Annotated in this window: 11 protein-coding genes, 1 tRNA gene and 2 pseudogenes; 6 read left to right on the top strand and 8 right to left on the bottom strand. The window is 50.0% G+C overall.

The window, feature by feature from the left end; all coding sequences use genetic code 11:
• Positions 1-670: 670 nt before the first annotated feature.
• The 3 genes from H4684_RS19725 to H4684_RS19735 all read left to right on the top strand — a co-directional run bounded on the left by H4684_RS19725 (position 671) and on the right by H4684_RS19735 (position 3,845).
• Positions 671-1,075: a contractile injection system protein, VgrG/Pvc8 family gene (locus tag H4684_RS19725; RefSeq protein ID WP_192625064.1), complete on the top strand. Its 405-nt coding sequence runs from the start codon at positions 671-673 to the stop codon at positions 1,073-1,075.
• Positions 1,072-2,820 carry an esterase/lipase family protein gene (locus tag H4684_RS19730; RefSeq protein ID WP_192625065.1) on the top strand — a complete coding sequence of 583 codons (1,749 nt, stop codon included), beginning with the start codon at positions 1,072-1,074 and terminating at the stop codon, positions 2,818-2,820. The genes H4684_RS19725 and H4684_RS19730 overlap by 4 nt, the downstream gene beginning before the upstream one ends.
• A gap of 65 nt (positions 2,821-2,885) precedes the next feature.
• Positions 2,886-3,845, top strand: coding sequence for a hypothetical protein (locus tag H4684_RS19735; protein WP_192625066.1), 960 nt, complete (start codon positions 2,886-2,888; stop codon positions 3,843-3,845).
• A 159-nt stretch (positions 3,846-4,004) separates the two neighbouring features.
• On the opposite strand, the gene H4684_RS19740 is transcribed toward H4684_RS19735, so the two are convergent.
• The 3 genes from H4684_RS19740 to H4684_RS19750 form a co-directional block, all read right to left on the bottom strand.
• Positions 4,005-4,586 (bottom strand): class I SAM-dependent methyltransferase, encoded by a 582-nt coding sequence (locus tag H4684_RS19740; RefSeq protein ID WP_192625067.1) that lies wholly within the window; start codon positions 4,584-4,586, stop codon positions 4,005-4,007.
• 528 nt (positions 4,587-5,114) lie between these two features.
• Complete coding sequence (locus tag H4684_RS19745) at positions 5,115-5,639, bottom strand: AmiS/UreI family transporter (protein ID WP_192625068.1); 525 nt, start codon at positions 5,637-5,639, stop codon at positions 5,115-5,117.
• A 644-nt stretch (positions 5,640-6,283) separates the two neighbouring features.
• Positions 6,284-7,213, bottom strand: coding sequence for a LysR family transcriptional regulator (locus H4684_RS19750; RefSeq protein WP_225940577.1), 930 nt, complete (start codon positions 7,211-7,213; stop codon positions 6,284-6,286).
• Positions 7,214-7,308: 95 nt separating this feature from the next.
• Between H4684_RS19750 and H4684_RS19755 the strand changes: the two genes are divergently transcribed.
• Positions 7,309-7,689, top strand: coding sequence for a carboxymuconolactone decarboxylase family protein (locus H4684_RS19755; protein WP_092191787.1), 381 nt, complete (start codon positions 7,309-7,311; stop codon positions 7,687-7,689).
• Positions 7,690-7,856: 167 nt separating this feature from the next.
• Entirely contained in the window at positions 7,857-8,225 is a 369-nt protein-coding gene (locus H4684_RS19760; protein ID WP_192625069.1) for an MGMT family protein, read from the top strand.
• A 38-nt stretch (positions 8,226-8,263) separates the two neighbouring features.
• On the opposite strand, the gene H4684_RS19765 is transcribed toward H4684_RS19760, so the two are convergent.
• From H4684_RS19765 to H4684_RS19775, 3 genes are all read right to left on the bottom strand, one after another.
• The gene (locus tag H4684_RS19765) at positions 8,264-8,593 is read right to left on the bottom strand and encodes a helix-turn-helix domain-containing protein (RefSeq protein WP_192625070.1); all 330 of its coding nucleotides are present in this window, start codon (positions 8,591-8,593) and stop codon (positions 8,264-8,266) included.
• Between the two features lie 489 nt (positions 8,594-9,082).
• Positions 9,083-9,150 (bottom strand) — tRNA-Ser (locus H4684_RS19770).
• Between the two features lie 183 nt (positions 9,151-9,333).
• Positions 9,334-10,743 (bottom strand): HNH endonuclease, encoded by a 1,410-nt coding sequence (locus H4684_RS19775; RefSeq protein ID WP_192625071.1) that lies wholly within the window; start codon positions 10,741-10,743, stop codon positions 9,334-9,336.
• Positions 10,744-10,865: 122 nt separating this feature from the next.
• Between H4684_RS19775 and H4684_RS20870 the strand changes: the two are divergent.
• Positions 10,866-11,338: pseudogene (locus tag H4684_RS20870) on the top strand (transposase); the annotation flags it as partial.
• 223 nt (positions 11,339-11,561) lie between these two features.
• On the opposite strand, the gene H4684_RS19785 reads toward H4684_RS20870, so the two are convergent.
• Positions 11,562-11,822, bottom strand: a complete 261-nt coding sequence (locus tag H4684_RS19785; RefSeq protein ID WP_192625073.1) for a hypothetical protein — start codon at positions 11,820-11,822, stop codon at positions 11,562-11,564.
• Positions 11,819-12,834: pseudogene (locus H4684_RS19790) on the bottom strand (hypothetical protein); the annotation flags it as partial. The gene H4684_RS19785 and the pseudogene H4684_RS19790, both read right to left, overlap by 4 nt.

Raw genomic sequence — 12,834 nt, forward strand, 5'->3', positions numbered from 1 at the left:
CCGAGACGGAATACGCAGTTTGGGGCGCAATTTCGATTATATTTTCAATGAACAAAGGTTGTTAGCTACTAATGGCTAACCCCGAAAGTCGAGAATATTTAGTTAAAAATACTCTTAAAGATTTATATAACAATTTAAAATTATTATCGATGAATATAAAATACGAAATAATAGATTAATAAATTATAAATAAAATTATGATATATAATTAAAATAATATTTTCTGAGAAAATAGCAAGCAAAGAAAGAAAAAAAGATTTTAAATAATAAATTAATTTTTTATTTTATATTAATTACGAATCATATCGGCTTATTGAAAATCAATTTATGATATTATGACTGTTTTATTGCAAATCAATAATGATCCATACGTAGTGGAGTATATGCATAATAAGGGTTTAAAAACCGGATGTATTGAGAATGTATTTTGTGGACCGGAGGACCACACCGACGAAGATGAGCAGCACAAACCAAAAGAGCCGGCTGGAGCAAAATTATCCTAATCAAGCCGGACTATTCGGTATTTATCCCGTACGAATCTCAGCCATCCCCGAGTCTTTTTCACCAGATTCATGCCGCGAAAGTACATGTTTTCCCGAATTTTTCTGACGTCGCGATACTGGCATAGTGAACAATAAACTATCGCCGTCACACGGCACAGGGAGGTTCAATGCGGCATCCGACAGCAGACAGATCCTGGTTCACCTTCGAGACTTCCGCCGCTCTTGGTTTCAGAGTCCACGCCTTCTCGGGCGCCCGGGAAATGCATCGTCCCCGCGAGTTCGAGATCGGGCTCGTCCACGACCTGGGCAACCTCGATTTCACAGCACTGCCGGGCCGGGCGACGTGCCTGTCCATTCGGGACAAAAGCGGCGGCGTACGCCATGTGCACGGCGTCATCAATCGCTTCATACAACTGCACACCGCCAACCGGCGCATCCATTACCGCTGCCTGCTCGTGCCCAGGCTCCATTTCCTGAATCAGGTCAAAACCATAGACCACTTTCTCTGCCAGGACATCGAAGCCCATGTGAACCTGTACGAAGAACCGGCCTGCCGGAAGGTGCTGTCATGAAAAAAATGGTCAGGATCAAGCGCGCCAATGATGAATACGTCAGCCCCAGAATCCATGAAAAGACACCACAGGAAATGTTCAAGCCCCGCGTCGCCTCCAACTGCGAAGTGAACCGGACCCATATTTTTCGGGTCAAGCGGCAGACCGTGGCCATAGTGGTGGTGCCGGGGGTCATGGCGTCGAGGTTGAGCAATCAGGGAGGCGAGACTGTGTGGGATCCGGACGATCTGGGGTTCATGTGGGATACATTCTTCCGCTGTGCCCCTGAGAAGCGTTACGAATTCCTCATTGAAAACGGCCGCCAGGTCATGGCCCAAGGGGACCCAAAAATCCTCAAGAAGTACCCCAAAGCCCAAGAGCGCGGGTGGACCGGCCTGGCCTGGGACTTTTTCGGACAACTGCTCGGCGGCCTGCATGACTGGAAGACGCCGCTGAAGGTTTTTCTGGATTTGCCGGTTTATGCCTTCGGCTTCGACTGGGTGGATTCGTGCCGAAATTCCGGCAAGGCTCTGCAGGAATTCATCATGGGCATCAAAGCGGACAGGGTCATCATCATTTCCCATTCCATGGGTGGCCTGGTGACGCGGTATGCCTTGGCCGGGGAGGGCGGGGAGGCCTTGGCCAAGAAAGTCCTGGGCGTCGTGCATGGTGCCCAGCCCGTGCACGGAGCGCCGGACGCCTATCATCGGGCCATAGCGGGCACGGGAGCGGAAGGCTTGCTCGGCAGGGTAGTCAGCGAGGTTCTTGGCCCCAGCGGTCCGCACATGACCGCCATCATGCCCCACGCGCCAGGAGTCCTGCAGCTCCTGCCCAACCAGTTCTATCTAAACAACAGGGGGGATCAGGCCTGGTTGCATATCCAGGACCTGGACGAGCCGGAACTGTTCACGTCCTACCCGAAAAACAATCCGTATGAGGAAATCTACGCCAAGAGCCACCATAAGGACTATTGGGGCCTCATCCATGGCGAATGGTTTCAGCCGCATGCCGAGGACGGCGAGACGATTGAAAAGGCGCTTGGGCAAGACAATTCTGCTGAATGCCAGCCAGAGACGTCAGAAAGTATCGCCTACAGGCTAAAGAAACGCCTCATTCATGCGAAGGAAGTTCACGATCTCATCGGGCCATACAGCCATCCGCGCACGATCCAGCTCTTCAGCAACGGCGAACATACGACCATCACCGAAGTGTGCTGGCTTGCAAGGGATATCACGCAGCATGTCCTGGACGCGCAAATTGAAAGATATTCACGCGATGACGAGCCGCTGCGGTACCTGAAGGATCTGAGCTGCGTGCCCGACTTCAACCGTTTCGGGAAATACGGCGAGGTGCGCTGGAGAGACGCTGACGGCGCGTTGGGCGATGTGGTTCCCGGCAACGCATTGCTCTTCAAGCTGCAGAAACGCATCCGCGAACAGGGCCTGCGCCTCTATCTGCTGCGCATGACCGCGGCCGGAGAAGAGGTTTCCGGTCTGACGGACGACCCTCTCCGCCATCAGGGCGACGGAACGGTGCCGCTCAGTTCCGCAACGGCCATGGACCCGGAGGTGGATGACTGGGGCAAGCACCTGCATCTGCTGCCGATCTGGTTCGGACCGAACGGGGAATGCAGGCTTTGCACCGGGCAGGTCAATCATGAGGTTCACGCGTCGTTCTTCGTGGACAAAAAAGGCGATGCGCTGGCTGCGGTCAAGAGAGTTGTTCACAATCTCTGCATCGGCTGGCTGAAAGGGGAGTTCACATGAGGCTGAACCCTTTCCCGACCCTGTCCATCTTGCTGCTCACCCTAATTTTTGGAGGATGCCATTATATGACCATCGATACCGCCAGCCCGAATCCAAACTTGCCTCCCTGTCCCGTGACCATGTTCCCCGTAGGGCGCTTTATGGTCCCTGTTCCCAAGGATATGAAACTGGGCGCAGGCATTCACAATATCAATAAAATAACCATCGAGGAAACTGCCTGGAAAAAAGGCCGGGATCGTGAAGAGTACCTGAAGGAAGTTTGGATGCCGGTAAGAACGAAAGCCTGGGAACGATATGTTGAAGGCGGAAAGCTTGGTCCCGCCAGCCAAGGTGGTTGGGCCGAAGAGGATGTCAGCCACCTCTTTGGATATCCGGCCATGCTTCTTTGTTATGGCGACGATATGGCAGACCATTACATCGATGTGCACATAGGTTTGCCCGAGGCTATTTTGCGCCTTAAGGAAAGTCGATTTTATCCCATTGGCCAAGAATGCCTCGACATGGAAGGCCGAATCCTGAACCTGTTCAAACACTACCGCTTCGGCAACAAGAACGTGGCTCCGGACAGCTTCTTTTCGGCCGGGGGCAGGGTGGAGGGGCTCAAGACTTGGCATGAGCGGGCGAGCCTCGGAGCCACATGGCCAGCCGGTGCTTCCAGGCCCACAATTCGATTGTCTTTCCATACCAGCCCCACCTGCACTGATGAATTCCCCAAAAACGTATTCACTGGATCAGCGGTGGCCAGGAAACACGGCATCAGGCTGCATGTGCTGCGTTCTCAAAAACGGACTCTGGCCGGAATGGTAGGGCTGGAGGAAGTATACCTCATAGGCAACAAGGATGACGATGAACTCAGGCTGTCCGCCTCCTGGAAATACCCAGGATCAGGAAAAGACCTGGAGAAACCCGATATTGAGCTTAAAATCACCTGCCCCGAGAGCGCCAAGGAAAAGGCCCTGCACATATGGGACACTGTCATGACCAAGTTCACCACGGTGCGGGAATACTACGGCAGAAGATCGTGAATCGGACAGAATGAAGAATGAGTCCGTGGAGCAGAACCGGAGGGCTTTCGGTTCTGCTCCGCGCCGGTGGTGCGCGAAGATAATCCGCGAATATCATCTGTTACGACACTGCCAAAAGTCGCGAAAGTACCTGCGCGTCATTACCGCGAAGGCGTCTGGTCATGGCGTGACCGCCGCGAGGACCAGAAGCCACGACCGGTTCAGCTCCATCAATTCCAAGCGGGAAAAACCATGGCTTTCGGCTGCGGTCGTGAACCATTCCGGCGTGAGGCGTCGGGCCGGATGCCCTTCGGGTAGTTGGTCATTCCCGGCGTGTTCCAGAATGCCGAGGCGTCCGCCAGGTTTGAGCACGCGGCGGGCCTCGTCCAGCATCAGGCCCAGATGGGTCGTGCGGCCGGGCATGTGCAGGACCATGGCCAGCAGGCAGGCGTCCACGCGGTGCGCCGCCACGGGCAGGGAGGCGGCGATGTCCGCACACACAGGCAGGATGGTGGTCAGGTCTGCCCGCTTGGCGTCCGCATGCAGTTCGCCAAGGACGCGGTTCCAGGTATCGAGAGCCAGCACCGTCCCGTGTGGGCCAACCCGCTTCGCCGCATCCAGAGCATAATCGCCCGGCCCACAGCCCAGATCGACGAAAACATCGCCAGCCTTCAGGCCAAGAGCGTTCCAGACATCTGTGGCGAGGCCGGGCTGGAAACTGCTGGGACCGGACCTGCGCCGGCCGCGAGGTTCAGGCGTCATTCTCGTCCCCGGAAAGTCTCGATTTGGTTTATATTTGACACTGCTTTCACCATGTCCTCATGGGATAAGTGCTGGGGTGGCACGAGTTAGCGGATGCGGCCAGATCTGACTGGGTCTTTGAGACTAAAAGTATATTCAGATTGCCGCACCAGCGCTCCGTCAGGCCAGATTCCGGACTGCGACGCGGCCATACCGCCTCCATGCCAGAGCCAGTCGCGAGGCCGTCAGCACGAAGGCGCCGAATCTGATGAAGCTTTCTTCGTCCAGGGCCCCACCCCGTCAATGCATGTGAATGCTCCGTGCATGGCAGCGTTCCTTCAGGTATCTAACGTGATTTGCCCAGGATGAAAACACGCCGGTTGAAAAAGGTGTGGCTCAACTGCGAGCGCTCAATTTGTCTGAACCCATATGCTCCCCATCTGCTCATGCCGGAGTTTCGTGCTCGCGGTGAAGCCATGCGCGCATAACATAGAAAACCGCCTGGCTCGTAAAAATCAGGCGGCGAGAATCAGCTAATGGATAGTCTGTTCAGAACGGGAATGCGCCGAACAGGAAAAGGCTGAAGACCGGGACGATGAGACCTGTGAAGGTCAGGACGATGAGCAGGCCGCCGACGAGTTTTGCGGAAATCTTGCCGTAGCAGTTTCCCCACACAAGAGCGGTCAGCACGGCAAATGTGGCGAACATGAAAGCCAAGTACGGAACAGGGGCGACTTTGGCCAAGCCTGCGGGGTATCCGTTCATATTGGCGATACAATAAATGCCGCAAAGTATCGAAAGCATCAAACTCGCGTTACCCACGGACTTCATGTTTTCCACTCCCCAGAGCAATGCATGGCCAATCACAAGATAAAGAAGACCAAACGGGATCAATATAGTTGCATCCCATAGGTTTGGTGTCGGAGCAATAGCATTAAGGATACCGCCGATTATCGTGATTATACCGACGGAAAAAGTCATCATGCCACAGGTCTTGGCGTCTCCTGATCCAAGAAAGAAGAGCCCAACTGGTATCCACATCATTGAGATTGCAACTAAAATTACAAGCGTCATTCCTTATGTCCTCATTAAATCAGGTTATGGTTGATCAACTTAATAATAAATTCCCTCCATTATGCTATATTGTTGCTGTCTTGCATTGATTTGTTTCTTATAAAGAATCAATTTATGAAATAATCATGCCAATGAAATATAATTACAGATTTATCAATAAACAATGGACTTGGCTGGTATGAACTCAAGACTTGTAAGTCAGAGCAAGATGAATTGCCGTATCATTTCGGCACGGTCGTGTGGTGATATGATCCACATTTTTGTAGGACGGGAGCTGTGCGGACGATCTCGGCGAGAGAACTTTGCGGAGTGGAAGGAGCTTTCCGGATTATACGGGGGCGTCCCATTTGGGGAATAGGATGCTCGTTGCGGCCCACCCTTGAATTTCGTGAGGACCGACCAAGTTTGTATTCCACGGCTAGGCGTGGCCCGGTCGTCGGGGAGTTTCTGGAGTTTCGCACTCGCGGCAAAGCGGGGGCAAAGGATTTAATTTACTTGTTCCCAGATGCTAACTGACCCATCAAGCCGTAGAAAATTTGCAGAACTTGACGCACACAACTCGTTTAAACTGCAATCCCTTGTTCTCTACTGGCGGGGCCGATGGGGCTCTGGAGTAGCCTCCAATTCGACCGGACACCCTCAAATCAGGGAGCACTCAAATTTTTAGCGCTTGTCAGTGCATCCTCGGCCAGTCGCACTAGGCTCTCCGCGAGGGCTTCGAGATCAGTGCGGGTTATCAGCCCCAAACGGATACCAAGGAGATTCCCTTCAGCCAACGCGGCGAAAACCACCCCGGTTCTGCGGATGGCGGAAAACGACGCGGGGAACAGCCCCATGCCTTCACCAGCAGCGATGCGGGCCAGCAGCACGTCATGCTCGGCCGGTTCCTCCTTGAGCATCGGCGCGAAACCGGCGTGGGCGAAGACCTGTTTCGTGTGATCGAAAAACGCGGGGTGCCCTTCGCGCCGGAACCAGAAGAGAGGCTTCCCGCTCAGATCGCGCAAGCGATGGCGGCCCTGCGTGGCCTCGGGCCAGCCCTCCGGCAGGACGGCGAGCAGCGGCTCCGCGTAGGACAACGGCACGACATGCAGCCCAGGCGCGTCGAGAGGCAGCGCCACGAAGGCCGCATCGACTTTGCCCCTGCGCACATCGCGAACCAGGCGGGGCGATGTCGCGCGCTCCAGACGCAGCCCCGGCCCATGGGTGGCGAAAAGCCGCGACTCCAGGGCCGCGAAGACCCCCTGTTCGAAAGCCGTGGTCAGGCCGACGACAGGGGCACGCGCTCCGGCGACGCGCAAGGCGTGCAGCCGCTCACGGGTGGCCGTCTCCAGTTCCAGTACGGGACGGACGATTTCGAGTACCCTTTCCCCTTCCGTCGTCAGGGTCAGGCCCCGGGAATGGCGGACAAACAGCGCCACGCCCAAGAACTCCTCCAGCCGCTTCATGTGGCGGCTCAGGGGCGGCTGGGCCATGAACAGGCGCTCCGCCGCCCGGCGCAGGTTCAATTCTTCGGCCACCACCGCGAAATAGCGCAGCTGCCGCATGTCCAGGGATTCGAGCATACGTTCCGTCATACCGAAAAGGTATCGCAAAAAAAGTACGATGCAAAGCCTCTCCGGGCTCCTACTTCAATCGAAAGAGGACAAACACCCAACAAGGAGAGGGGACTATGACACGCTACGAGACGGGACTCGCCATGCTCGCAAAGGTCGATGGCAGCGTCGGGGAAAAGGTTATCGAGAGCCTGAAGGACATCGCGCCGGACTTTGGGCGCTACCTCGTTGAATGCTTCGGAGACATTTACTCCAGGCCGGGCCTGGACCTCAAAAGCCGGGAAATCGCCGTGGTCGCGGCCCTGACCGCCCTGGGGACGGCCGGACCGCAGCTTCGGGTCCACCTGCACGCTGCCCTTAATGTCGGCTGCACGCGGGAGGAGATTGTCGAGGTCATCATGCAGATGTCGGCCTACGCCGGTTTTCCCGCAGCCCTGAACGGGCTCTTCGCGGCCAAGGAGGTGTTCGCCGAGCGGCTGGCCGACGGCAGGGGATAAAGGCTCGCTCCATCCTCAAGCAGCCACGGCACTCAAGGAAGTCGCTTGAAAACGACAGACACACGGCCTATGCCGGTGCATGGGGCTCGCACGGGTTCCATGCGACCGGCTTTAGGCACGTCCGGACGATGAACCATCAACATGAGATACCAACGGCTTCCCGATTCATGACGCACCAATCCTTCACCATCCGGGTGATCGAAGCCATCCGCAGCATTCCCCGGGGCAGGGTGGCCACCTACGGACAGATCGCGGGCATGGCCGGAAACCTGCGGGCCGCCCGGCAGGTCGCGCGGATTCTTCACACGTGCTCGCACTCAGAAGGGTTGCCCTGGCACCGCGTGGTCAATCGGGAAGGACGCATCGCATTGCGGGTCTCCCAGGGTTACGAAGATCAGAAGCGGTTGCTCGAAAACGAGGGCGTCGAGTTCGACGGGACGGGCCGCATTGATCTGGAGCGCTTTCTGCTGGGGTCGGATATTGGGACTGGGTCGGGCTGGGTTTCTGAGAGCAAAAGAGACGGGCTGGGTCTCTGAGGCCAAGAGTACACACGGGAACTCACGAAGCAACACAATTAAAGGAATACCCGGTAATCGACCTTCAGCACTTCAGCCAGCTTGCGAGCCGTCTGTTTGCCGATGGGCCGACGGTTGTTTTCCATGTCGGAAATGTGTCTCCTGGGGATGCCCGAGGCAGCGGCCAGTTGCACCTGGGTCATGTCCTCCTTGAAGCGTGCACCACGAAGCATGGTCCCCGGTGTTTGGTCCAAAAGTTCTTCGGCAGGAATCGCCCGTTCCACTTGGCAGTCGTAATCCTCAAGCATCTTCAGAACCTTGGCGTAAACATCCTGCGGACAGGCTACGTGCAAAAGCTCAATAGGGGGCTTTTTCGTGGGTTCCAACATACTTCACCTCGATAAGTTGAATTTTTCCGACCACCTCTTGCCACACTGCGACATAGGTTGGATGGCCTTTTTTGATATGGCAGTGGTGACGGCCATTACTAAGCTTTCCGTAATGCGCCCATTCACCTCGAACCGGACCTTGCTCGGAAGCGGATTTTTTCTGAAAGCTTTGCTACAAGATAAGTTGTGATAGCTGCAACTGCTTATATTTTTTATACATGTCCATGTCCACGTATTGCTGATTCAGCTTACTCAAAAAGTAATGATTTCCGGGACAAGGCTGCATACAAGTCCGTACAAATGCCCCCGCTGATTCAAAATCGCCAAATTTACCGCGAGCATGCCCCATAACCGATAAAAGCCACCCGTCACCGGATGGCCTTTTGTTCATTGTCGAAAAACAGGTCGCTGGAGTTGCATAAACCCACGGCGGACCCCGCAAAGAAAAAAGGGATTTCAGCCTTTCGACTGAAATCCCTTACTTTCTAATGGCGGGGCCGATGGGACTCGAACCCACGGCCTCCGGCGTGACAGGACGATGAATGCCGCTTTACCCCACTGTATTTCAGCTAGTTACGCAGCTTCGCGTAGTCTCGCGTGGGTTCCCATGGGTTCAAAAACCCACAAAAAACCCACACATGAATCATTTCAATAAAGGCATAACGTTCAGCTTCAGCGACGCGCGCCATTGGCGCGTCCGCTGGAAGCGCATGTTAGATCAATCTAGTTGCGCAAACCACTTACAAATTGAATTTAATTTTTATGCCTTCGCGTTGAATAAAGTCCTCAAGCATCTTTACTTTTAAGTGGCAATAGTTCCTGAGTTCCCCTGACCGGTATAATTCTTTGGAACTTTGCATAGATGAATAAAGGAAATCAATAAGAACATTATTGTACGAAAAATAGCGTCTATAACTTGAAATATCAAATATTTCATCATCTCCTTGTACACTATAAAATAAATCAAAATTTCTTTTAAAATTCATGACTGACTCCATGTCTAGCTTTTCTATATTATCTGATAACATTTTATCGCGCATGACATACGAGACATATCCAGATACATCGTCTTCTAAATCAATCCTATATTTTTGCTTAATATATTCTTCTTGAATGATTTCACATTCTATTTCTTCTCGGCTCTTATTATTTTCAGGTGTATTAGTTTGGTTCTCAAATAAACCGTCTATTCTATGTTCTGTTATACCAAGACTGTCAAGATGGATATTTCTTTCTTTGTAGTATTTTCGGTTAAGCTCAAATTTATAATCATCTTTCCGTAATATTCTTTGCGTAAAATATTTATATATATCTTCGCCTGTGTAGTTATTATTTAATACTACATAAAATTGAAATGTAGAAAATAAGTCTATGTAGCAGGCCAGGCACTTTGGGTTGGTTATTGTCGTAAAAATAATTGCTGTATGAGTGGGGTAATGACATAGTTTATTTCTTTCTGCTTCAATGTGTCTGTCTATAATTCCAAGTGGATAGAATGGCACCACCAGTGGCTTGTCTAAAAATATTGGTTCTTCCTTACTAATATCTAGAGCTAAAGGAAATTCAGTTCTTGGAATCCCGTACTTACTAGCGAAACCAACGGCTATCTTTGCAAGCCCTTGTTTCAACACCTTATTATCTAATGATAATGGATAGCTTACCAGTCCTTCGATGTCATTACATATAATTATTTCTGGCAACTCATGGCTGCTGAACTTTTCAGATATTTCTACTTCCACCTTTTTTCGATATTGATTAGTAACTTTTTTGTTTCCATATATTATTACTTTTCTTTTATCATCAGTGTATTTATGAAATGGTTTTAAGGGCGTTACTTCAAATTCTTTACAAAGCACATCTATCTGGTTCATTTTTATATTATATTGATCTACCTTACTTAATAATATCCCCTTAACAGATTTGTATTTATTACTATTTCTATCTTTCTTTATGTTTAATCGGGTAGCTATACCACTAAACATTTGTGTAAATGGCACATCAATATCGTTCCCTAGCTTGCCACCACAAGAAGCGCAAAGAATATCATTCCCGGTTAAGCTACCACCTATTGCTTGCTGTATAATATGCTCATCATGCTTTATTACATCAACACCATTAAAAGCCTTGCCACACAAGTAGCAACTATCCATTATATTTACCACACATTGTCATTGCTGGTTATCAGAAGTGGCCCCGGAAATTTGCACAAGCCTTTAGGTGGAAACTCTGCTAGCCCGGACACCTTCAAACGGAATTGATCAGGGAGCAGAGAATGACCAAGCGGACGAGACGGAAGCACTCAGCAGAATTCAAGGCCAAGGTAGCGTTAGCGGCGATGGCCGGGGATAAGACACTTGCCGAGTTGGCGCAACGTTTTGAGGTGCACCCGAATCAGATTACCGAATGGAAGCGGCAACTCAGCGAGCGGGCCGCCGCCGTCTTCGGCAAATCGGCAGAGAGTGAACCGGCGGTAGACTCGAAGGTCTTGCATGCCAAGATCGGTCAATTGACACTGTAGAACGATTTTTTAGAAAGCGCACTCAGCAAGGTGGGATTGCTGAGCGCAAAGCGATGATCGACCGCGAGCACGAGGTTTCAATCAAGCGGCAGGCCGAACTGGTCGGGATAAGTCGCAGTACCGTGTACTATCAGCCTCGGCCGGTGAGTGCCGCCGACTTGGCGCTCATGCGCCGCATCGACGAGCTGCATTTTGAGCCTCCGTTCATGGGTGCCCGGATGCCAAGATAGTCATAGTAACTTTTTTTAGTAAAGTGATCACCATTGCGTACCTTTCGCTGCATCTCGACATAGGCATTAACGGCTGCGCTTAGCTCTTCTTTGCTCCAACCATCGCTCATAATAATGCAACCTAGCTGTATAATATAGAGTTCAACGGAGAACTTCAGCGAGTTCTGTGCATTTTATTGTTATGATTTTATATTATTCTAATTGTCAAAATATTAAACTATCATAATGATGATGTGGGATCAGTATCTAAGTCAACCTTTTCATCATGTTTTGGAACGCACTCATTTAAATGACGTATCATTGATTCAATACTGCTCTTTTCCACAGAACTAAACTCGCCAATTAATTCTGATTTATCTAATGAACCAGACGAAAGTAATCCTTTAATCATAGACATGTAGTCGAAATCAATAGATGTGCCCTTATCTTTAATTTTAACCTTTATTGTCTGAGGATCAGTTTTTTCAAATAATAAATTCATAATTTGGCCTCTGTGTAATTTTTAAGATTATATTTCTTTACACGTTTTTTTATCGAAGCTTTTCCACCATCTGTAATATGAGCTATATGATCTACAACCCTTTGACCACCGATAGAACCTTCCAAAACGTCTGATCTAATAGTTATAATACCTGAATTATTTTTGCATAAAATTACATTCTGCGCATCTCCTAGCATCGGTATTGTTGCATTATGTGATACTAATATAACCTGCTTATTTTTTTTGCATTTTTTAATTGCACTTATTAATCCTGTATTAATATATGTAGTCGCAAGATTATCTTCAGGCTGATCTATAATTAATGTTGCAGTATCGCTTTCCCATCCCAAGATTAAATCGAGAATTATTGCAGTTTTCCATCCTGCACTCAAAGAATTGAAGTCGCGACCATCTTCTGTAATTATTTTGTATCGTTTTGAATTCATCTCAGAAAATTTATCTTTGATCCTTTCTTCAAAATTTTCATAATCGACAACTTTAGGAGCTTTTTTGCTAAATTTTGATTCAAATATGGATTCTGGTAATATATCTTCAAATTTGGCTATTTGGTGCTCAGTTTTTAGCATACTGTTTACAACTTGAAGGAACATTGTTTTATTCAGATTAAAGTCGTTTTCAATGTATAGAATATGCCCCATCGATTGAATTCTTTTAGTGTCAATCTTTAGTTTGAAGTTTTCAATTTCTTTAATTGCTTCATAAAATTCAAATTCTGCTTTTGAATAAGATTTTATACAATTCATTATTTGTTCAAATTGTTTTCTTTTTGTTGTTTTTTCTTTATCTTTTGAAGTTTGTTCACGATCAATTTCTAAAATTGATTTATCTATTATTTCTCGAATTTTTTCATTGATTATACTTATGTTTCTAGCTCTCTTTAAGCTACTTTTTATCAGTTGCGCATTCCGGACAAACTGACCAGTGATTCCACGGGAAACCGCCCACCCGTTCCGGCTGAAACTGACCAGAGAATCGGAGCGAAGCGATGCTG

Origin of the sequence: Desulfomicrobium macestii (assembly GCF_014873765.1) — a bacterium.
Taxonomy (GTDB): Bacteria; Desulfobacterota; Desulfovibrionia; order Desulfovibrionales; family Desulfomicrobiaceae; genus Desulfomicrobium; species Desulfomicrobium macestii.

What these genes read in the sequence shown, in the direction of transcription:
- H4684_RS19755 (WP_092191787.1), top strand. Translation starts at nt 7,309, where the DNA reads ATGACACGCTACGAGACGGGACTCGCCATGCTCGCAAAGGTCGATGGC.
- H4684_RS19760 (WP_192625069.1), top strand. Translation starts at nt 7,857, where the DNA reads ATGACGCACCAATCCTTCACCATCCGGGTGATCGAAGCCATCCGCAGC.
- H4684_RS19750 (WP_225940577.1), bottom strand. Translation starts at nt 7,213, where the DNA reads ATGACGGAACGTATGCTCGAATCCCTGGACATGCGGCAGCTGCGCTAT.
- H4684_RS19775 (WP_192625071.1), bottom strand. Translation starts at nt 10,743, where the DNA reads ATGGATAGTTGCTACTTGTGTGGCAAGGCTTTTAATGGTGTTGATGTA.
- H4684_RS19785 (WP_192625073.1), bottom strand. Translation starts at nt 11,822, where the DNA reads ATGAATTTATTATTTGAAAAAACTGATCCTCAGACAATAAAGGTTAAA.
- H4684_RS19765 (WP_192625070.1), bottom strand. Translation starts at nt 8,593, where the DNA reads ATGTTGGAACCCACGAAAAAGCCCCCTATTGAGCTTTTGCACGTAGCC.
- H4684_RS19735 (WP_192625066.1), top strand. Translation starts at nt 2,886, where the DNA reads ATGACCATCGATACCGCCAGCCCGAATCCAAACTTGCCTCCCTGTCCC.
- H4684_RS19745 (WP_192625068.1), bottom strand. Translation starts at nt 5,639, where the DNA reads ATGACGCTTGTAATTTTAGTTGCAATCTCAATGATGTGGATACCAGTT.
- H4684_RS19730 (WP_192625065.1), top strand. Translation starts at nt 1,072, where the DNA reads ATGAAAAAAATGGTCAGGATCAAGCGCGCCAATGATGAATACGTCAGC.
- H4684_RS19740 (WP_192625067.1), bottom strand. Translation starts at nt 4,586, where the DNA reads ATGACGCCTGAACCTCGCGGCCGGCGCAGGTCCGGTCCCAGCAGTTTC.
- H4684_RS19725 (WP_192625064.1), top strand. Translation starts at nt 671, where the DNA reads ATGCGGCATCCGACAGCAGACAGATCCTGGTTCACCTTCGAGACTTCC.